Annotated in this window: 18 protein-coding genes; 9 read left to right on the forward strand and 9 right to left on the reverse strand. The window is 63.7% G+C overall.

Annotated features, from left to right (window positions below; genetic code table 11):
* Nucleotide 1: 1 nt before the first annotated feature.
* On the reverse strand, nt 2-1,195 hold the full coding sequence (locus AC1DVV_RS17080; protein WP_457282648.1) for a XylR family transcriptional regulator: 1,194 nt from the start codon (nt 1,193-1,195) through the stop codon (nt 2-4).
* Nucleotides 1,196-1,350: 155 nt separating this feature from the next.
* Here AC1DVV_RS17080 and xylA point away from each other — a divergent pair, with 155 nt between their 5' ends.
* From xylA to xylB, 7 genes are read left to right on the forward strand one after another with little or no spacing between them, the layout of a single operon-like run.
* The gene (xylA, locus tag AC1DVV_RS17085; protein WP_457282649.1) at nt 1,351-2,676 is read left to right on the forward strand and encodes a xylose isomerase; all 1,326 of its coding nucleotides are present in this window, start codon (nt 1,351-1,353) and stop codon (nt 2,674-2,676) included.
* A 23-nt stretch (nt 2,677-2,699) separates the two neighbouring features.
* Entirely contained in the window at nt 2,700-4,187 is a 1,488-nt protein-coding gene (locus AC1DVV_RS17090; protein ID WP_477666879.1) for a sugar ABC transporter ATP-binding protein, read from the forward strand.
* On the forward strand, nt 4,174-5,184 hold the full coding sequence (locus tag AC1DVV_RS17095) for an ABC transporter permease (RefSeq protein WP_457282702.1): 1,011 nt from the start codon (nt 4,174-4,176) through the stop codon (nt 5,182-5,184). Before AC1DVV_RS17090 ends, AC1DVV_RS17095 begins: the two co-directional genes overlap by 14 nt.
* 55 nt (nt 5,185-5,239) lie before the next feature.
* A complete protein-coding gene (locus AC1DVV_RS17100) occupies nt 5,240-6,202 on the forward strand; it encodes an ABC transporter substrate-binding protein (protein ID WP_457282651.1) in 963 nt (320 codons plus the stop codon).
* Nucleotides 6,203-6,209: 7 nt separating this feature from the next.
* A complete protein-coding gene (locus AC1DVV_RS17105; RefSeq protein ID WP_477666878.1) occupies nt 6,210-7,235 on the forward strand; it encodes a sugar phosphate isomerase/epimerase family protein in 1,026 nt (341 codons plus the stop codon).
* The gene (locus tag AC1DVV_RS17110; RefSeq protein WP_477701922.1) at nt 7,232-8,386 is read left to right on the forward strand and encodes a Gfo/Idh/MocA family protein; all 1,155 of its coding nucleotides are present in this window, start codon (nt 7,232-7,234) and stop codon (nt 8,384-8,386) included. Before AC1DVV_RS17105 ends, AC1DVV_RS17110 begins: the two co-directional genes overlap by 4 nt.
* Nucleotides 8,387-8,389: 3 nt before the next feature.
* Nucleotides 8,390-9,859 carry a xylulokinase gene (xylB, locus tag AC1DVV_RS17115; protein ID WP_477701921.1) on the forward strand — a complete coding sequence of 490 codons (1,470 nt, stop codon included), beginning with the start codon at nt 8,390-8,392 and terminating at the stop codon, nt 9,857-9,859.
* Between the two features lie 85 nt (nt 9,860-9,944).
* On the opposite strand, the gene AC1DVV_RS17120 is transcribed toward xylB, so the two are convergent.
* The 6 genes from AC1DVV_RS17120 to AC1DVV_RS17145 form a co-directional block, all read right to left on the reverse strand.
* The gene (locus AC1DVV_RS17120; protein WP_457282655.1) at nt 9,945-10,649 is read right to left on the reverse strand and encodes an SDR family oxidoreductase; all 705 of its coding nucleotides are present in this window, start codon (nt 10,647-10,649) and stop codon (nt 9,945-9,947) included.
* A gap of 45 nt (nt 10,650-10,694) precedes the next feature.
* Nucleotides 10,695-11,696, reverse strand: coding sequence for an NADP-dependent oxidoreductase (locus AC1DVV_RS17125; protein WP_457282656.1), 1,002 nt, complete (start codon nt 11,694-11,696; stop codon nt 10,695-10,697).
* Nucleotides 11,693-12,529 (reverse strand): oxidoreductase, encoded by an 837-nt coding sequence (locus tag AC1DVV_RS17130; protein ID WP_477689801.1) that lies wholly within the window; start codon nt 12,527-12,529, stop codon nt 11,693-11,695. Before AC1DVV_RS17130 ends, AC1DVV_RS17125 begins: the two co-directional genes overlap by 4 nt.
* A 93-nt stretch (nt 12,530-12,622) precedes the next feature.
* Nucleotides 12,623-13,228 carry a TetR/AcrR family transcriptional regulator gene (locus AC1DVV_RS17135; protein ID WP_477666872.1) on the reverse strand — a complete coding sequence of 202 codons (606 nt, stop codon included), beginning with the start codon at nt 13,226-13,228 and terminating at the stop codon, nt 12,623-12,625.
* Between the two features lie 200 nt (nt 13,229-13,428).
* Nucleotides 13,429-13,788, reverse strand: coding sequence for a DUF4148 domain-containing protein (locus AC1DVV_RS17140; protein WP_477666871.1), 360 nt, complete (start codon nt 13,786-13,788; stop codon nt 13,429-13,431).
* Between the two features lie 381 nt (nt 13,789-14,169).
* Nucleotides 14,170-15,096 carry a LysR family transcriptional regulator gene (locus AC1DVV_RS17145; protein WP_477666870.1) on the reverse strand — a complete coding sequence of 309 codons (927 nt, stop codon included), beginning with the start codon at nt 15,094-15,096 and terminating at the stop codon, nt 14,170-14,172.
* A gap of 206 nt (nt 15,097-15,302) precedes the next feature.
* Here AC1DVV_RS17145 and AC1DVV_RS17150 point away from each other — a divergent pair, with 206 nt between their 5' ends.
* On the forward strand, nt 15,303-15,587 hold the full coding sequence (locus AC1DVV_RS17150; protein WP_477666869.1) for a DUF4148 domain-containing protein: 285 nt from the start codon (nt 15,303-15,305) through the stop codon (nt 15,585-15,587).
* Nucleotides 15,588-15,732: 145 nt separating this feature from the next.
* On the forward strand, nt 15,733-16,563 hold the full coding sequence (locus tag AC1DVV_RS17155) for a hypothetical protein (protein ID WP_477701918.1): 831 nt from the start codon (nt 15,733-15,735) through the stop codon (nt 16,561-16,563).
* Nucleotides 16,564-16,869: 306 nt separating this feature from the next.
* On the opposite strand, the gene AC1DVV_RS17160 is transcribed toward AC1DVV_RS17155, so the two are convergent.
* Both AC1DVV_RS17160 and AC1DVV_RS17165 read right to left on the reverse strand, forming a co-directional pair.
* Entirely contained in the window at nt 16,870-18,024 is a 1,155-nt protein-coding gene (locus AC1DVV_RS17160; RefSeq protein WP_477701917.1) for a DUF1513 domain-containing protein, read from the reverse strand.
* A 9-nt stretch (nt 18,025-18,033) separates the two neighbouring features.
* Nucleotides 18,034-19,134, reverse strand: coding sequence for an imelysin family protein (locus AC1DVV_RS17165; RefSeq protein ID WP_477701916.1), 1,101 nt, complete (start codon nt 19,132-19,134; stop codon nt 18,034-18,036).
* Nucleotides 19,135-19,145 lie beyond the last annotated feature (11 nt).

Below are 19,145 nucleotides of genomic sequence, written 5' to 3' on the forward strand. Positions count from 1 at the left end.
CTCAGCTCCGACGGCTTTCCCGCCACGAAGCCGGCGTTGCTCCCAGTTCCCGTTTGAACACTGTATTGAGGTACTGGACGGAACGAAAGCCGCTCGCCCGCGCGATGTCATCGATGCCCATTTGCGTGTTGCTGAGCAACTGAAAGCAACGCTGCAACTTGTACAGCAGGATTTCGTCGTGGACGGAGCGCTTCAACTCGCGGCGAAAGTACATCTCCAGCGATGAGCGCGAAAGCCCCACCGTTTCGGCAACCTGCTCCGTCTTGATGCCCTGGCAGGCGTATTGACGGATGTAATGGAGAGCACGCATCACGGTTGCGCTGTGTTCGACGTCGCGCGCGGTGGACGCGCGCGAATGCACGCCAGCCGGGGGCACGACCACACGCACGTCGTTCACCGGCGAGCCGCTCAGGGCTTGGTGCAACAGGTGCGCCGCGCGATGGCCCATTTCGTGGGTTCCCTGGCTGACCGAGCTGAGCTGGATTCTCGTCAGGTGCTGGCCCAGTGTGTCGTTATCGATCCCGATGATGGCGACTTCGTCGGGAACTGCGATTGCGCCGACGATGCAAGCCTGCAGCACCTGCCGTGCGCGCGCGTCTGTGACGGCGACTATGCCAACGGGCTTGGGCAGGCTTTGCAGCCAGGAGAGCAGTTTCCTTGTCGCGCTGCCCCATGTGGGCGCGCTGGTTGCCAGGCCCCGGTGGATCTCACCAGCCAACCCATCGCGGGCAAGGCGGGCAGTGAACGCTTTTTCGCGCTCCTGGGCCCAACGGTTGAGTGGCGATTCCGGCAGGCTGTAGCAGGCAAAACGAGAAAGCCCGGACTCCACCAGGTGGGTCAGCGCATGCGCGACCAGTTCGCGGTTGTCCGTCGCAACATACGGCACATCGACGGGGTAGCACGCTGGATCCTCGTAGGAGCCCCCGACGGCGACGACAGGTACGCGTACTCCTGTGAGGGCATGCGCCACGGCCGGATCGTCGTAGTCCGCGATGATCCCGTCGCCGTCCCAGTCGTGGATGCCGTCAAGCCGAAAGCGGAAATCCTCTTCAAGGAAGAGATCCCAGGCGACGCGCGTGTGGTTCACATAGTCGCCGATGCCCGTGATGATCTCACGGTCGTACACCTTGCTCGCATGGAAGAGCAATGCCACGCGCAGCACGGTGGGGCCACTTTGACGTAATGACGATTTCATGGTCGGGTCGGTTGACCATGAGGATACCGGCATATCGGACAGATTGCTGCGCTGCAGAAAGCAATTTCGCAAGCTGCCCTCGCAAATTTCGCAATCGCGGGCGGAGGCCGGCGGTTCTAGGATGGTGCCATTGGAAGCTGTTACCCACCACAAACATGAACTTTCTCGAATCCATCGCACCCGTACGCTATGAAGGCCCTCAGGCCACGACGCCCCTGGCCTACCGTCACTATGACGCCAGTGCCGTCGTGCTAGGCAAGCCGATGGCACAGCACCTGCGGCTTGCCGTCTGCTACTGGCACACTTTCGTGTGGCCCGGCAGCGATGTCTTCGGACAAGGCACGTTTGCGCGGCCCTGGCATGCCGGTGGAGACGAGTTGACGATGGCGCGGAAGAAAGCGGACGCAGCCTTTGGCCTGATTTCCCGGCTCGATGTCCCGTTCTACACTTTCCATGACACCGATGTGGCGCCGGAAGGCGCGAACCTGGCCGAGTACCGCAGCAATCTGTCCGCGATGGTGGATGTGCTCGCCCAGAAGCAGAAAGAAACCGGCATTTCGCTGCTATGGGGGACTGCCAACCTGTTCAGCCACCCCCGCTACGCAGCCGGCGCAGCGAGCAACCCGGACCCCGACGTCTTCGCGTACGCGGCGACGCAGGTTTTCAGCGCACTCAATGCCACCCAGCAGCTTGGCGGTGCCAACTACGTGATGTGGGGTGGGCGCGAAGGCTATGACACCCTGCTCAATACCGATCTGCAGCGCGAGCGCCAGCAGCTGGGCCGATTCATGCAATTGGTGGTGAACCACAAACACAAGATCGGTTTCAAAGGGCAACTGCTTATCGAGCCCAAGCCGCTGGAGCCGACCAAGCACCAATACGACTTCGACAGCGCCACTGTGTATGGCTTCCTGAAGGAGTTCGGCCTGGAAAAGGAGATCAAGCTCAACATCGAGGCCAATCACGCCACGTTGGCGGGCCACAGCTTCCAGCACGAGATCGCAACCGCTGCCTCCCTCGGAATTTTCGGCAGCATCGATGCCAACCGTGGCGACCCGCAGAACGGATGGGACACCGACCAGTTTCCCAACAGTGTGGAGGACCTCACGCTGGCACTCTACGAAGTCCTCCGCGCCGGCGGAATCGGCAGTGGCGGGTTCAACTTCGACGCGAAAGTGCGGCGCCAAAGCATGGATCCGGTTGACATTCTGCACGGGCATGTGGGTGCGATCGATGCGCTGGCGCTGGCACTCAAGAGTGCCGCGCGTTTGATGGAGTCCCGCGAGCTTGAGCAGTTCCGCCAGCAGCGCTACGCGAACTGGGACGGTGAACTGGGGCGGCGCATCATCACTGGCGACATGAGCCTCAGCCAGCTCGCCGAACATGCCTTCGTCAACGATCTTCGGCCCAAGCCTGTGAGCGGCCGTCAGGAGTGGCTGGAAAACCGGGTCAATGCCGCGATCTTCGCCGGCGCGGCCTGAAGAACCGAACGCAGGAGCACTCAGTGAGTTTGACGGTCGGCTTCAAAGACGTGAGCAAGAGCTTCGGCCCCGTGCAGGTACTGCATGGGGTCAGTTTCGAACTCGCACCGGGCCGGGTGTACGGGGTGCTTGGAGAAAACGGAGCCGGCAAGTCGACGCTGATGAAAATCCTGGCCGGCTACGAGGCCGCCAGTGAGGGTGTGGTAGAGGTGGGCGGGCATGTCGTACGTTTCAAGGGGCCGCGCGAGGCCGAAGCGGCCGGTGTGGTGATGATCCATCAGGAATTCAACCTTGCTGATGACCTCACCATTGCGCAGAACATATTCCTCGGCCATGAGCGCAAGCGCTACGGGCTGCTGGATGAAGACCTGATGACCAGGGAGGCGGGCGCCGCATTGCGTCAGGTTGGCCTGAATTGCAGCCCCGCGCGCCGCGTGGGCGACCTCATCGTGGCCGAGAAACAGCTGGTGGAGATCGCACGCGCGCTCAGCCGGCGCGCGCGCGTACTGGTGATGGACGAGCCCACCGCCACATTGACGCCCTCCGAGACCGAGCGCCTGTTTTCCCTCATCGGGCAATTGAGAGCGGCAGGCTCCACCATCCTCTATATTTCCCACAAGCTGGACGAAGTCGAACGCATCACCGACGAGGTGGTCGTCATGCGCGACGGTCGCTTCGTGGCTCGCCGGTCCACGCAGAGCGTGACACGCCAGCAGATGGCCAGCCTGATGGTGGGGCGCGAACTGGCCGATCTCTTTCCGGGCAGGCTTCCCGTGGCGGCCGGCGCGCCCGTCCTGCTGGACGTGAAAGGACTGACCGTACCCGGGTGGTGCCACGACGCAAGTTTCCAGGTGCGCGCCGGGGAGGTGCTTGGCTTTGCAGGGCTGGTCGGTGCGGGCCGGACCGAGCTGTTCGAAGGGCTCCTGGGGTTGCGCCCCTCCAGCGCGGAATCTGTGCAGGTAGCGGACAAAACCTGGATGCGGCGCAATCCGCGTTCGGCCGCACGGCTGGGGCTCACGTATCTCAGCGAGGACCGCAAGACGCGTGGCCTGCACCTGCGCATGGGGCTGGCGCAGAACCTCACGCTGATGGCGCTGGAGCGTTATGCGAAGCCGCTGCTCGACCCGCAGCGGGAACAGGCAGCCCTCGTGGCCGCGACCACGGCATTTGGCATCCGCACGCAACGCTCTGACATACCGGCTTCCGCCCTGTCCGGCGGCAACCAGCAGAAGCTGGCGCTCGCGCGGGTGTTACAGCCCGATCCCAAAGTCGTGGTGCTGGATGAACCGACGCGAGGAGTTGACGTCGGCGCCAAGCGCGATATCTATTTCCTGATCCAGCGGCTGGCCAGCGAAGGCCGCGGGATCATCGTCGTGTCCTCCGAGCTGCTCGAGCTGATCGGGTTATGTCATCGCGTCCTTGTGATGCGCCAGGGAAGGCTCACTGCCGAGCTCGCGCAGGATCAGCTGTCCGAAGAACTGTTGATTGCCCATGCAACTGGAACCCACTGATACCGCCGCCGCTCCAGTGCCTGTCGCCAGGCCGGCACTGCGCAAATGGCCCTCTTTCACGGGAGCCGGGCCACTGGCCGGGTTGGCACTTATGTGCATCGCGGGTGCGATTCTCAACGAGAACTTCGCCAGCCTCGACAATGCGATGAACGTGCTCACCCGCACGGCTTTCATCGGAATCATCGCGGTGGGGATGTGCTTCGTCATCATTTCCGGCGGCATCGATCTCTCGGTGGGATCCATGGCCGCGCTGATTGCGGGCAGCACGATCCTGCTGATGAATGCGACAGCAGGCGCCGGCTGGAACCCCATGGCGGCCGTGGTGACCGGCATGGCCTTCGCAGTCGTACTTGGCGCACTGTTCGGCTTGGGCCACGGGCTGCTCATCAGCAAGGGTCGTATCGAGCCTTTCATCGTGACGCTGGGAACGCTGGGCATCTTCCGCGCGTACCTGACCTACTTCTCCAACGGCGGCGCCATCACGCTCGACAGTGCACTGGTCGATGTTTACAGCCCGGTGTATTACGGCAGCTGGCTGGGGGTGCCGGTGCCCGTGTGGGTATTCGCCGCTGTCGCTTTGCTGGGAGGCCTCGTTCTCAACCGCACTGCCTTTGGCCGTTACGTTCAGGCCATCGGTTCCAACGAGCAGGTTGCGCGCTACGCGGCCGTCGAGGTGGACCGCGTCAAGGTTCTCACATACATGTTGCTGGGCATTTGCGTGGGTATTGCCACCGTGCTCTATGTGCCGCGCCTGGGTTCGGCCTCGCCGAGCACCGGGCTGCTGTGGGAGCTGGAAGCCATCGCTGCGGTCATCGTCGGAGGCACTGCCTTGCGTGGCGGCGCCGGCGGCATCACCGGCACCGTAATCGGCGCCGTGCTGCTCTCGGTGATCGGCAACATCCTCAATCTGACCAGCATCATCAGTGTGTACCTGAACGCGGCGGTGCAGGGCTTCGTGATCATCGCCGTCGCGTTCTTCCAGCGCGGGCGCAAGTAACCGGTTCCCCACAGGTGGCAAGGCTGCCGTTTCTCACAACATAAGGAGACAAACCATGAAATCACTGATAAGTCTGATGGCCGCAGGCGCCACAGTTCTCGCGGCGCTGGGTGCGGCGCCCTCCGCCATGGCCCAGGGCAAGCCCCACATCGGCGTCTCGATACCGGCCGCCACGCACGGCTGGACGGGCGGGGTCGTGTACTGGGCCAACCGGACCAAGTCCGAGCTGGAAAAGCAGTACCCGGGCCTGAAAGTCACCATCAAGACGGCCGGGTCTGCTTCGGAACAGGCGAACCAGGTACAGGACTTGCACACAGCCAACAAGATCGACACCCTCGTGATCCTGCCATTCGAGTCGGCGCCGCTCACGCAACCGGTCGCGCAGGTCAAGGGCAAAGGCGTGTACGTCACGGTTGTCGACCGCGGCCTGACGGATGCGAATGCGCAGGACGCCTACGTTGCCGGCGACAACCCCGGCTTCGGCAAGGTATCGGCGGAGTACATGGCCAAAGCCCTGGGCGGCAAGGGTAACGTCGTAGTACTGCGGGGCATTCCCACGGTCATCGACAACCAGCGGGTAGACGCGTTCACGGCTGTGATGAAGAACTATCCCGATATCAAGGTTCTGGATGCCAAGCACGGCAACTGGAACCGCGACGATGCCTTCAAGGTGATGCAGGACTACTTGACCCGTTTCAAGCAGATCGACGCCGTCTGGGCCTCGGACGATGACATGGCGGTCGGCGTGCAAAAGGCAATCGCGCAGGCCAAGCGAACCGATGTCAAGCTCGTGCTGGGCGGCGCAGGTTCCAAGGACTACATCAAGAAGGTCATGGACGGCGACAAGATCGTGACGGCCGACGTCACCTACTCGCCCGCCATGATTGCCGATGCGATGAAGCTCACGGCCGCCGCACGGGTGAAGGGTGAGAAACTGCCGGCCACCACCATCATCCCGTCGGTGCTGGTGACCAGGGAAAACGCCAAGCAGTATTACTTCCCCGATTCCCCGTTCTGAGGCAGCCATGGCAAGACCTGTCACTCTTTTTACCGGGCAATGGGCGGACCTGCCTCTCAAGGAGCTGGCACCCCTGGCACGCAGCATGGGCTACGACGGCCTGGAGCTGGCATGTTGGGGCGACCATTTCGATGTGCAGGCGGCCCTGGCGAGCGATCGCTACGTGCAGGACCGGCGCGATCTGCTGGAACAGCACGGGCTGCGCTGCTTCGCCATCGGCAACCACCTGGTGGGCCAGGCGGTGTGCGACCTCATCGACGAGCGGCACAAGGCCATCCTGTCGCCGCAAGTCTGGGGGGACGGCGATCCGGAAGGCGTGCGGCAGCGCGCCGCGCGGGAAATGCAGGACACCGCGCGTGCCGCCGCCAAGCTGGGCGTGAAGGTGGTGACGGGCTTCACCGGCTCGTCCATCTGGCATTCGCTGTACGCGTTTCCGCCCACTTCGCAGGAGTATTGGGACAAGGGCTTCGTCGACTTTGCCAACCGGTGGAAACCCATCCTCGATGTGTTCGAGCAGTGTGGCGTGAATTTCGGGCTGGAAGTGCACCCCACGGAAATCGCCTTCGACATCGCTTCGGCGCAGCGCGCCATCGACGCCGTGGGAGGTCACAAGCGTTTCGGTTTCAACTTCGACCCCAGCCACCTGGGCTACCAGGGCGTGGACTACGTCAAGTTCATCCGGACATTCGGTGACCGCATCTATCACGTGCACATGAAGGACGTGTGGTGGGGCCGGGGCGACGGCACCGTGGGGGTCTTCGGCGGGCACACCAATTTCGGCGACGCGCGCCGCCACTGGGACTTTCGCAGTGTCGGGCGCGGGCAGATCGACTTCGAATCCATCATCGTCGCGCTCAACGACGTGGGTTACAACGGGCCCTTGAGCGTTGAGTGGGAAGACAGCCGCATGGATCGGGTGCATGGCGCCACAGAAAGCGCGGCCTACAGCAAGCGGCTGGACTTCAAACCTGCCGCGGGTGCTTTCGATGCCGTGTTCGACAAGGCCAAGCAGGGCGGGATGGCGGGCTCATGAGAAAACTGCGCTATGCAATGGTGGGCGGCGGGCAGGGTGCTTTCATCGGCGCTGTGCACCGCAAGGCCATGGCGCTGGATGGGCAGATGGAGCTGGTGGCCGGTGCACTGTCCTCCGATGCTGAGCGCGCGCGCGCATCGGGCCGCGACCTCGGCCTGCGGGATGAACGCAACCACGGTCGCTGGGAAGACCTGCTGGAAGGCGAACTGCGGCGCAGCAAGGACGAGCGCATCGATTTCGTTTCCATCGTCACGCCCAACCATGTGCATTTCCCCGTCGCCCGCGCGTTCGCCGAGGCGGGCATCCATGTGGTGTGTGACAAGCCGCTGGTCCATACCAGCGAGGAGGCAGCGGAGCTCGTTCGGGTTGTCAAGCGCAGCGGCTCCATCTTCGGTGTAACGTACAACTACACGGGCTATCCTATGGTGCGCGAGGCGCGTGACATGGTTGCGTGCGGCGCGATCGGCGTGGTGCGCAAGGTCATCGTCGAATACAACCAGGGCTGGCTTGCCACCCACCTGGAGGCAAGCGGGCAGAAGCAGGCCGACTGGCGGACGGACCCGGCGCGCAGCGGCGTGGCCGGCGCCATCGGCGACATCGGCTCGCACGCGGAGAACCTTGTGGCGACGGTGACGGGGCTGGAGCTGGAAAGCATCTGCGCGGACCTCACCATCTTCGTGCCGGGCCGGCGCCTTGACGACGACGGCAATGTCCTGCTGCGGTTCAAGAACGGCGCCAGGGGCGTGCTGATCGCGTCCCAGATCGAGGTGGGCTGCGAGAACGACCTGCGGCTGCGCGTGTTCGGCACCACCGGTACGCTGGATTGGCGCCAGGAGGAGCCTAACCGGCTGCTGCATGTCCCCATCGACGGCCCGGCCCGCATGTTGACGCGGGGCTCGCCGTGGCTCGGTGAGGCAGCCCGCCGCGCGACACGACTGCCCACGGGGCACCCCGAGGCCTTTATCGAAGCCTTTGCCAATGTCTACCTGGGAGTGGCTGCGCACATCCGCGCGCTGCAATCCGGCAGTACACCGGATCCGCTGGACACCGACTATCCCCGCCTCGAAGATGGCGCCCGCGGTGTGCGGTTCATCGAGAAGGTGGTGCAGTCTGCGGCCAGTACGGCCAAGTGGACGCCGTTCGGGGACTGACCGATGTTCATGGGCATTGATCTGGGCACCTCCAGTGTCAAGGCGGTCGTGCTGGACCGTGGCCACAGCCTGGTGGCCAGCGGCTCCGCGCCGCTGTCGGTGGATGCCCCCCATCCCTTGTGGCGCGAGCAGCATCCTTCCGAATGGTGGCGTGCGTGCGATGCCGCCGTAGGTGCCGCGTTGCAGGAGTTGCGGCGCGGCGGCCGCACAGGCAGCGAGATCGAGGCCATCGGCCTGACCGGGCAGATGCACGGCGCAACCTTGCTGGATGGGCGCGGTGAAGTTCTGCGGCCGGCCATCCTCTGGAACGACGGCCGGGCGGCGGCGGAATGCGCGGAACTGGAGCGGGCGGTGCCGCAGTCGCGGCAGATCACCGGCAACCTGATGATGCCGGGTTTCACGGCGCCCAAGCTGCTTTGGGTATCCAGACACGAGCCCGGCGTGTTCGACCGGATCCGGCAAGTACTGCTGCCCAAGGATTGGCTGCGCTGGCGTCTGACCGGCGACTATGCGACCGATCTGTCCGACGCATCCGGCACGCTGTGGCTGGATGTCGGAAGGCGCGAATGGAGTCACGAGCTCCTGGCCGCTTGCGGTCTGTCCTCCGACTGCATACCCAGGTTGTATGAAGGCCCGGAGGTCACCGGAACCCTGCTGCCCGAGGTGGCGCAGCATTGGGGCTTGCGCGAAGTGTCGGTGGTGGCCGGCGCCAGCGACAACGCCGCAGGTGCACTGGGCGCCGGCGTGGTCAACCCGGGCGACGCGATGCTGTCCCTTGGAACGTCCGGCGTGGTGTTCGTGGCTACCGGCGCTTTTGTCGCGAATCCGCAGCAGGCGGTGCACAGCTTCTGCCACGCGCTGCCGCAGGCCTGGCACCTGATGTCCGTGATGCTGTCGGCCGCCTCGTGCCTCGAGTTCACAGCGGGGCTGCTGGGAGAGCGCGACGTGGCCGTGCTGCTTGCGCAGGCGGAGCAGCGCGGCTTGCGTGAAGATACGCCGTTGTTCCTGCCTTATCTGAACGGCGAACGCACGCCGCACAACAATCCGCATGCCAAAGCCGTGTTCTTCGGCATGCACGCAGGCACGCAGCGCGAAGACATTGTGAATGCCACGCTCGAGGGTGTGTGCCTGGGCATGGCGCAGGGGATTGCCGCGCTGCAGTCGGTTCAGCCTGGCCTGGCGTGTGTCAGCCTGATTGGCGGCGGCTCGCGCAATGCCTATTGGGCTCAAATGCTGGCCGACGCTACCGGCCTGCAGGTAGTCCGGCACGCGGATGCCGAGGTTGGCCCGTCGCTGGGCGCGGCCCGGCTGGCCTGGCTGGCCTGCGATCCGGGCGAAGCGGCGGGAATATTTCGTGCGCCAGAGGTGACTGGCGTATTCGAGGTGCGAGCGGCCGAGCGCACGCGGATGCAGGACCGCGCCGCCCGTCTGGCAGGGTTGTACAGCAGCCTCGCACCTCACTTTCAGCCATAGAAAGTGGAGTCACCACCCGTGCGTTGGCGTGGCGATGGCATCGGCCACAACCTGCAGGCGCAGAGGCTCCGGCCAGGTTTCGAAGTCAGGATGCCTGCGGAAGGTAGCTGGGTCTGGCCGCCGTCATCCCGGCTTTGACATGTTGGGTGATTTCATCGGCCAGCACTTCATCAGCCCCCGATTCGAGTCCGTCGAGCGCACGCTTGACGATGTCTTCAGGGCTGGCCTTCGGAACCTCGAAGCCGCGCGTGAGGTCGGTATCTACATAGGCCATGTGCAGCCCCAGCACCTGCGTCTTTTGCGCCGCCAGTTCACTGCGCAAGGCATTGGTGAGCGACCAGGCCGCGGACTTGCTGGCTGAATAAGCTGCCAGCTCACCGCCGTTCACCCACGAGGCCACCGACAACACATTGAGCAGGGCGCCGCCGCCGTTGCCTTTGAGCACTGGCGCGAAGGCCTTGCTTATGCGCAACACGCCGTAGACGTTGGTCTCGAAGATGCGCCGGGTGATATCTTCACTGTCGGCCGCCAGAAAACCGCCCGGCTGGGCAATGCCGGCATTATTGATTACCAGCGTGACATCCGACGCCAGTGCCGCGGCGGCCGCTACGTCTTCCGGCTTGGTGACGTCGAGCTTCAAAGCCTGAACGCCTGGCAAGGTGATGGTGGCAGGGTCGCGAGCGGCCGCGTAGACCTTGCGGGCACCGCGGGCGAGCAGCTCGTGCGCGAATGCCAGGCCGATGCCGCGATTGGCGCCGGTGACGAGAACAACAGCGTTTTTGATTTGCATGAGAAAACTCCAGTGGGTGGGAAAAGCTGATTAGGGAAAACTGGCTCACTTGACCTTGATGACGACCTTGCCTTTTGCACGGCCCGCCTCGACGTAGGCCAAGGCCTCGTTGGTTGCTTCGAACGGAAAGATCCGGTCCATCACTGGACGGATGGCTCCAGCATCGAAGAGCCGCGTGATCTCGCGCAGTTGGCTGCCACTTGCCTTCATGAAGAGGAACGCGTAGTCCACTCCACGGCTCTTTGCCCTGCGCCGGATGCCTGAACTCAGCATGCGAATCACCAGCTTTACGAATGCAGGAGCACTGCTTTCCTTGCCGAATGCGGGATCAGGTGGGCCGGAGATGGAGATGAGCTTCCCGCCGGCCTTGAGAATCCGCAGGGATTTTTCAAGCGTCTTGCCGTCCTGGCTGTTCAGGACCACGTCGTAGTCGCGCAAGATGTCTTCGAAGTCCTGCGTCTTGTAGTCGATCACGACGTCCGCGCCCAGACTCTTCACAAGTGCGACATTGCCCGTGCTTGTCGTCGTGGCAACGGTAGCGCCCAGGTGCTTGGCCAACTGGATGGCAAAGGTGCCAACGCCCCCTGAGCCAGCCTGGATGAAAACCTTCTGCCCTTTTTTCAGCTTGGCCTTCTCGACCAGTGCTTGCCAGGCCGTTAAGGCCACCAGCGGGATGGACGCGGCTTCTTCCATCGTGAGCCCCGCAGGTTTGAGCGCCAGGGATGCCTCCTTGACCGGGACGAATTCAGCGAAGGTACCGATCCGGAAATCATCCGGCCGGGCGTAGACCTCATCGCCCGGCTTGAACTGCCGCACGCCTGGGCCGACCTTGACGACCACCCCAGCGACGTCGTGGCCCAGAATGAGAGGCAGGCGATAGGGCAGTATGAGTTTGAACTCGCCGTCGCGGATCTTGAAGTCCAGCTGGTTCACGCCAGCGGCATGCACCTGGACCATGACCTCGTCATCGCGCAGCTCCGGGCTCGGCATGTCCGTCAACCGCAAACTGCTCTTTTTTCCATAACGTTCAACGATGAATGCTTTCATGATGTTGTCACTGTTGGCATCACGTCGAGCCGCAGATCTTTTCGAATCCCGGCATCCACCAGACCCGCAGGCGCAAATGTGCGGAGCAATCGCAGGCGACTCGCGAGTCCGCCTGCGGTGTATCGGAGTTTGGGACGAGCGGCACTGGCAGCTTTCAGCACGACGTCCGCCACGACGCCTGGCTGTTCCGCAGTTGCCATCACTTCCTTCACGCGCTGGCTCACGGCAGCGCGAACCTCGCGGTACTCATCGAGCTGAGCGTCGGGTTCCAGGAAGTTCGCGTCGAACGGCGTCTTCGTGTATGCAGGCTCGATGACCGAGACCCGGATGCCCCTCGTGCGCAGCTCATGGTCAAGCGACTCGGAGTAGCCTTCGATGGCATGCTTCGTCGCCGCATACAGTGCCCCGTACGGCATTGGCAGGAAACCAAGCACCGAGCCGATGTTGATGATGCGTCCCGCGCCCTGTCGGCGCATGTGCGGCACGACGGCGCGCGTCATTCGGACGATCCCGAAGAAGTTGGTGTCGAAGATCGCCTGGGCCTGCGTGATCGAACTTTCCTCCGCACCAGCCGGGGCGACGCCGAAGCCCGCGTTGTTGACCAGCAGGTCGATGCGGCCCTCAAGCTGAATCAGCTGTTGCACCGCGGCTTCAACCGACGCGTCCTGGGTCACATCCAGGGCCAGCATCTCGAAGGGCTGCCCGCCCGTCCGGTCGCCGCGCCGGCTGGTGCCGTAGACCTTGTAGCCGGCTTTTGCAAGCCGCTCTGCCGTCTCTTTTCCGATGCCTGAGGAGGCGCCCGTCACAAGGGCAATTTTGTTTTCGGTGTTCATGGTGTTGTTCTTTCAGTTTGAAGTGAATTTTGAATGATGATCGTCATATGTAATGGCGAAGAAAAAAGCAGGCGTGCTTCAAAAAAAATGAATTCAGTGGGAGACCGGTACCAGCTGCTTCAGCGCGGCTTCGCAAAAGCTGTCCGCCAGCGCGGGCTCGTCGACCACGCGCGCCAGCAGCAAGGTGCCGACCATGGTGGCGACCGTCGCCAGCGCGCGCTCGTGGGCGCCGGGCTGGCCCCAATCGGGTGACTGGCGGGCGACGAAATCCACCATTTCCTTGACATGCCGGGTGGTCGCGCGGCGCACTTCAGGCGCCTGGCGCGGCGTCTCCGAACCCAGCGCGGCCAGGGGGCAGCCCATCTCAACCTGCTCCCGGTGCTCCGGTGAGAGGTAGGCGCGCAACATGGCCGCCATGGCCTGTTCAGGCGGCGAGCCGGCCGCAACACCCGCCACCACGGCCGCCGATTCGGCACAGGCCCGCGTTGCGGCTTCGGCCAGCATGGCCTCGCGCGACGCGAAGTGGGCGTAAAACGCACCATGGGTCAGGCCGGCCTCTTTCATGATGTCGGCCACGCCGGTGCCGCTATAGCCGCTGCGGCGTATTGCCCGCGCGGCTACGGAGACGATACGTTCGTGGGAGGCCTCCTTGGCGGCCGTTCTGGCGTTGATCTTGGTGTTTCGCATGATACGCATCATACATGATTTTGCAACTATGCGTGCCAAGGCAATTTTGATCGCTGACTTGTTGAATGTCCTTCACGCGACGCCAGGATGGACAACAGGGAAGGAAGGGACGGTGCTGCGCGCAGGCCAACGTCCAGAAAGCCGGAGGCTTCCTGGACGTTGCAATGCGGTTTAACGAGAGATGCACACGCCGGCTGGCGGTGCGGCGCTGCTTAACCCGCGGAGTGTGCCCTGCCGTGTGCGGCAGGTACGTTGAAGTCGCTGGGGTAGGAGTTGTCAACGCTCAGCTTGTAGCCTTCGTGCTGTGCCTGCTCCAGTTCAGCGCGGACTTCGGCGCGGGTCTTGGTGCCTGCAACGGGGGTGGCATCAGTGCCAGGATAGCTGCTGTCGCTGTTGACCTGGTATGACGCGCGCGGTGATTGCAGCAACTCTGCGCGGACGTCGGCGCGGGTCCTGGTGCTGGCGGCGCTCACTTCATTGCCGGGGTAGTTGCTGTCCTGGGCAAAGCTGTTCGCCGAGGCGAGCGCTGCAAGGGCAAGAACGGATGCGGAAACAAGTTTCGTCGATTTCATGGTGAATTTCCTTTAAGAACAATTGTGAAAACAGGTCGGACGGGCGTTCTGCCCGTGAGGCCTTCATCGCTGAGTCGCTTTGAATAGGTGGCTCACCGATGTATCAAACCTTGTTCCGCGGCGCAGATACACAAGTGCGTATTGGCAGAACATTCAATTGTCGAAACCGGAACAATAACGGCGTGTAGTCCTGGAACTTTTTGGTGTGCAAAAAGTTCGTTCACGTCTTCGCGATTGGCGCAACGTGTTTGGCGAGGGGTGGAGTTTCACGGCATACGCCGGCAAACCGGGCAAAGGCTGCCGTTGATACATGGGGCCGCAAGGCCGCATTTCCACACCGGCCGCTGGCGTGAGTGCTTTTGCCGTGCGCCCGGCGCAGGCTCAGTCCTGCCGCGCTTCCATCTTTTTGAGCACAGCGCGCGTGTACTCGGTCATGAACTCCAGAAACACGCTGGTGCGGGCAGGAATGAATTTGCGGCTGGGCAGCGCTGCATACAGCGTGTTCCTTCCCGTGATCCAATGCGGCAAAACCCGCTGCAGCTCGCCGTTCTGGAGGTACTTCGCCACGATGTCGATGGCCTGGATGCTGATGCCGGCGCCGTCAAGGCAAGCCCGAATCAGCGCGGTGGTGTTGTTGACCAGCAGCGCGGGTTCGATCTGAACCTCCACTTCCCGGTTGTGTTCCTCCGGGTTGATGAGGCGCAGGGTGCGGTGCCGGTTCGCCTGGAGCTTGACGCGCAGGCAGCGGTGGCTGGCGAGATCTTCCGGTTGCAGCGGAATGCCATGCTCCCGCAAGTAGTCGGGCGAGGCGCACAGGATGCCGTCCGAGGAGGCGATGGGCCGCGCAATGATGTTGGCGTCGAAAGTATCAGCGGCGCCCAGCAGGGTCAGGTCGTAGTCTTCAATGGGCGGCACCAGTGGCGAGTCCGCATGGATGTCCAGCACGACCTTGGGGTAGCGCCGCCCGAACTCGGCCACCAGCGGCGCCAGCACATGGGTGGCGAACACCGGCGGCGTCAGGATGCGGATGACGCCTGACATTTCCTGGGCGTGCGCCTGGGCGGCGGCGTGGGCTTCATCAATGTCGTTCAGGATATGGCGCACGCGGGCCAGGTAGGTTTCCCCCGCATCGGTGAGTGCCAGGCGGCGGGTGGTGCGCTGCAGCAGCCGCACCCCAAGGTGATCTTCCAGGTCGCCGACCAGCCGGGTCACCACGGCGGAAGACATGTCGAATTTGCGCGCTGCCGCTGCAAAACTCCCGTCATCCACCACTTGCTGAAAAACGCGCATTGATTGAAGCCGGTCCATGGTTTACCCCTAAATAATGCCTCTATTGTTGCTGATTCGACAGTAATGTATTGTTGAAATTGCTATTTTTTGATAGTTTTGAATGGAATAAAGTTCATACATCGATGAGCCGAAGCCCACTACAAGGCGACTCACCGAGGCTGGACAGACGGGAAGATGAGCCCGCCATGCCCGGAACGTCACTTAACTTTGAGAGGATATTCATCATGAAATCGAACTTTATCGCCGCTTCCGTTGTGGCTGTTGCCGCCCTGACTTCTGTGGCTGCTTCTGCCCAAACCTTCAACTCCTATTTGTTTGACCAGATGCAGGCACCTGCGACCAGAACCCGCGCGGAAGTCAAAAGCGAAGTGGTACACGCCCAAAATGCCAGCTCTGCTTCCAGCTACAACGGCGCCACCGCCCAGCAAAACCTCGGCGCTCCCCGCGCCGAGAAGGCCGGTGCAGCACCCCAAGCTGCTGCTGAACTCGTGAAGACCAGCCAGCAATAAGCCTGCTAAGGCGCCGGTAGCAGCCGGCTTCAGCACTATCGCCCCGGTAGCCAAAGGTTGCCGGGGCGATGGCATTTGGGCGTACGGGATTCACTCAGGTCCGCATACGGAAGTATCCCGGCCGCACTCTAGAATCCCAGACACCTTGAAGACCTCCAACGCACCTTACGCCTTTGCTTTTGTCGCCGCACAGCTGTTGGCCCTGCCGGGCCTGGGTCTGGCGCTTTACCTGTACACCGTTGGCAAGGTGGCGGGCAGTGGTGGCTGGCTGCTGGGCGTGTTCGAACTGCTGTTTTCAGGCGTGGTGGTCCTGCCCGCGGTGTTGCTGTGCACGGTGCTCTTGCTGATTGCTGGCTTGTTCTCCCGGGTGCGGCCATGGGCTTGCCTCGTGCTGTTGCTGGTCAATGCGGCCGTGCTGGCTGTTGCCTGGACGATCAGTCCAGCCACCGAAGCCGCCGAGCTGCTGGTCTGGGTCGCCACAGCGCTTTCGGCCGCGGCTGCTGCTGCGCTGGCGTGGCAGGCGTTTTCACCGGTGACAAGGCCTGAGCGGAACATGCTGTGGGGTCAGCTCCTGCTGGTTGTCGGGCTTGGGATTGGATTGGGGCTGGCAGGCGGCGGCAGTGTCCCGGCTCCGTCACCTGCCGAGCCGGACCCCATGGCAGCGATACCGCCGGAGCGCGTATTCAAGGGACTGTTGGAGGGTAAGCCGGTGCACCTCGCGGTGCATGATTGCAAGGTCTACCGCGCCATACCAAAGGAGGCCAGGGAGCCCGGAAAGGGCGGCGAGGGCGACTGGCAGATGGTGCTCGAACCCGATCTCTATCCCTTCTTCACGTATTGCGAGCGGCAATCGCTGCAGGCAGACAACGGTGTCGTCACCGTCACCCTCGGACGCATCGCCTTCGGTGCAGGGGGCTGCTGCGCCACGGGTGGCACTTACCGCTCCAGGGATGGCGAGCTGTGGAAGAAGCTGTGAAGTCCGCCGAATAACGGTGCCGAATAGGGCGCCGAATAAGCTGCGTTCGAATCCGCAGGTCATCGGGGCGCTATAAAAACAATAGCTGCTTGCGCAGGACCCGCTTGGGTCAAAGCCGTTTTTCGCTTTGAAAATAGCCTTTTTTGGTTGTCCGGGGGACGACAAAAATCCGGAAAAATCCCTGCCAGGACGCGGTTTCAGGGCCTTTTTGTTTGCCAAATGTGCCGGTAGCCCAATAAGAACAGGCGCGAGCAGCTATCAAAAAGATAGCGATTCGCCGATGCCGCCAGCCAACCCAACCGTTATCTAACCCGCCAGCGGCGCCCAGTGGTTGTCCAGCCGCACATTCTTGAGCGCCGGCAAAGCCGTGTGGCCTGCGCCGTCGCGTGTCAGTGCGGCGAGCCGCCCGCCTGCCCACAACATGGCGTCAGCCTGGCCCGCGGCCGGGGCCGACGTGACGGCGCAGGCTTCTTCCAGCGGAAAAAAACCTGTCCAGCGCCCATCGGCCTGCCACACGGCCACGCCGTTGGCGCGCGGGCAACCCACGGCAAAACCGCCCGCGGCCCAGGCGATGTCGCCGCCGTAACCCGCAAGCACCTGTCCGGCGCCTGCAGCACAGGTCTGCAACTTCCGGCCGTCAAAAAGCGCCAACACGGGCGCGGCGGTTTTGGTTGCCGTGTCGTCATGCTCGGCCTGCAGTGCGATGCCCAGGACACGCGCCCCGCCTGCCGCCGGTGCGCGGCCCCAGGCCATGTGCCGCAGGCTCAGGCGTTTGTCGGCCAGTCGCCACTGTCCCAGCAGCGCGCCGCGTCGTGTGTCCAGCCGCACCAGCGAGGCATCCATGCGGTCCATGTGAATTTTCAGCCGGCCGGTTTCAGGCAGCGCGGGGATGCCGCCGTTCGCCACGACCAAACTGCCGTCGTCATCCAGCAAAAGTTCATGCGGGTCCATGCCGTGGGTCGGCCATTCGCCAAATTTCTCCAGTGTGGCGGCATCACGCAGGCCGATCAGGCCTTCACCGGTTTCGAGATTCGTTTCGGTGGTGTAGAGCGTTTTGCCGTCGGGGCTGGCGATCACGTGGCCGTTGAAGGCGCGGTCAGGGTCGGCCCAACCCCAGGAGATGGCTTGACCGGTGCCGTTGCCTTCGGGCTTCCAGCGCAGCAGCCAGTCGCCCGGCCGGCGGGCCACCGCCAGCAGCGTGCCGCTGCGCTCGACCCACACGCCATGGGCGCGCGTCGGTACGTCGAGTGCGGCGCTGACCCGGAGCGCGGCGCTGCGATACGCCAGCACACCGACCTGGTAGCCGTGCGCGGCCTCCCAGGCGGCGGCCAATTGCTGCGGCCGGGCAGTGACTGTGACGGCGGCTGTCAGGGCGGGATTGAGCCAGGCGCCGGTGCCGGCCGCCGCCAGCACCAGCCATTGCCGGCGCTGCAGTGTTGTCAGGGCGTCAGCCTTTTTCATGGTGGATGCCTAGTCGCCGTCGGCGTCTGAAAAGCCGATGCTCACTTCCAGCGCGGGCGCGATGTCGGCTTCGGCGAGTTTTTTCAGGTCGGCCAGCGAGCGCCCGGCGCTGCCCATGCCGGCTTTGTTGGCGGGCGATGCGCTTTGCATGGCTTTGTCGGTTTTGTTCACCGCTTGCGCGAGCTGGTTGGCCGGCTCGTTGCGGCCCAGTCCGCGCAAATAGGTTTCCAGCGGCGCCAGGCCGGCGCCGGGCAAAGGGGCTTCACGCGCCTGCGATGCGCCCAGTGTGCGCAGCGCCTGCCATTGCGCGGCCCAGCGCGCCGCCGTCTGGCCGCTGGCGCTGCGCGCGTAGGCGGCATTGCGGTTGCCTTGCACCCCGGCCATGCGGGGCTTTTCCATCTCGGCCCAGCGCAGGCGTTCCAGCGCACCGGTCCACTGATTGACCAGCTCGCTCATCGCCGGCCCATTGCTTTCTTCCGACTCGCCGGGTTTGCGCGCCGCCAGTTCGCCGAAGGCTTTGGCCAGCGTGTCGGCTTCGCGCTGGATGTCGGCGGCCACCTGCACCGCGTAGCGGCAGGCCGGTGTGGCGGGTGCAGACGACGAAACAGGCTGGCTCCACAGCAGCCACTCCAGCGCCGGCAGGCCTTTGGCCGGCGAGCCTATGCTTTCCATGGCGGTGGCATCTTGCGGCGCTGACTGAATTGCCCGCTTGATGAGCTCGGGCCGCGTCGGCGAAAAGTCGATTTGCCGCGCCGAGCGCCGCTGCACCAGCGGGCCGGCCTGCACGCCGCTCAGACGGTCCCAGGCGAGCGCGGTGGTTTTCCAGCGCTCTTTGGCTTGCTCCAGCTTTGCGGGTGCGGTGGTGGCGGTCGCGTCGCACACGGCTTGCATTGCCGCAGGCAGGCCGCCGGCCTGCTCGGCAAATGCGGCGGCTTGCGGCGCATACCAGAAGCGATGGATGCCGCGCATGAAATCACCCGCCGTGTAAAACGGCACGGCAACGTTGGGCGCGACCACTTGCGCCTGCGCCGCGCCGCCGGCCAGCAGCATGGCGATGGCCGGCACGGCTCTGCGCCAGGCCGGCTGCAACAAAGAGGTGAGGGAATTCATCGGGCTGCTCC

The sequence above is a fragment of the Polaromonas sp. P3_B4 genome (genome assembly GCF_056402835.1).

Coding starts and splice junctions, on each gene's coding strand:
- AC1DVV_RS17125 (WP_457282656.1), bottom strand. CDS start 11,696: ATGAAAGCATTCATCGTTGAACGTTATGGAAAAAAGAGCAGTTTGCGG.
- xylB (WP_477701921.1), top strand. CDS start 8,390: ATGTTCATGGGCATTGATCTGGGCACCTCCAGTGTCAAGGCGGTCGTG.
- AC1DVV_RS17150 (WP_477666869.1), top strand. CDS start 15,303: ATGAAATCGAACTTTATCGCCGCTTCCGTTGTGGCTGTTGCCGCCCTG.
- AC1DVV_RS17135 (WP_477666872.1), bottom strand. CDS start 13,228: ATGATGCGTATCATGCGAAACACCAAGATCAACGCCAGAACGGCCGCC.
- AC1DVV_RS17105 (WP_477666878.1), top strand. CDS start 6,210: ATGGCAAGACCTGTCACTCTTTTTACCGGGCAATGGGCGGACCTGCCT.
- AC1DVV_RS17165 (WP_477701916.1), bottom strand. CDS start 19,134: ATGAATTCCCTCACCTCTTTGTTGCAGCCGGCCTGGCGCAGAGCCGTG.
- xylA (WP_457282649.1), top strand. CDS start 1,351: ATGAACTTTCTCGAATCCATCGCACCCGTACGCTATGAAGGCCCTCAG.
- AC1DVV_RS17140 (WP_477666871.1), bottom strand. CDS start 13,788: ATGAAATCGACGAAACTTGTTTCCGCATCCGTTCTTGCCCTTGCAGCG.
- AC1DVV_RS17130 (WP_477689801.1), bottom strand. CDS start 12,529: ATGAACACCGAAAACAAAATTGCCCTTGTGACGGGCGCCTCCTCAGGC.
- AC1DVV_RS17145 (WP_477666870.1), bottom strand. CDS start 15,096: ATGGACCGGCTTCAATCAATGCGCGTTTTTCAGCAAGTGGTGGATGAC.
- AC1DVV_RS17080 (WP_457282648.1), bottom strand. CDS start 1,195: ATGAAATCGTCATTACGTCAAAGTGGCCCCACCGTGCTGCGCGTGGCA.
- AC1DVV_RS17110 (WP_477701922.1), top strand. CDS start 7,232: ATGAGAAAACTGCGCTATGCAATGGTGGGCGGCGGGCAGGGTGCTTTC.
- AC1DVV_RS17120 (WP_457282655.1), bottom strand. CDS start 10,649: ATGCAAATCAAAAACGCTGTTGTTCTCGTCACCGGCGCCAATCGCGGC.
- AC1DVV_RS17100 (WP_457282651.1), top strand. CDS start 5,240: ATGAAATCACTGATAAGTCTGATGGCCGCAGGCGCCACAGTTCTCGCG.
- AC1DVV_RS17160 (WP_477701917.1), bottom strand. CDS start 18,024: ATGAAAAAGGCTGACGCCCTGACAACACTGCAGCGCCGGCAATGGCTG.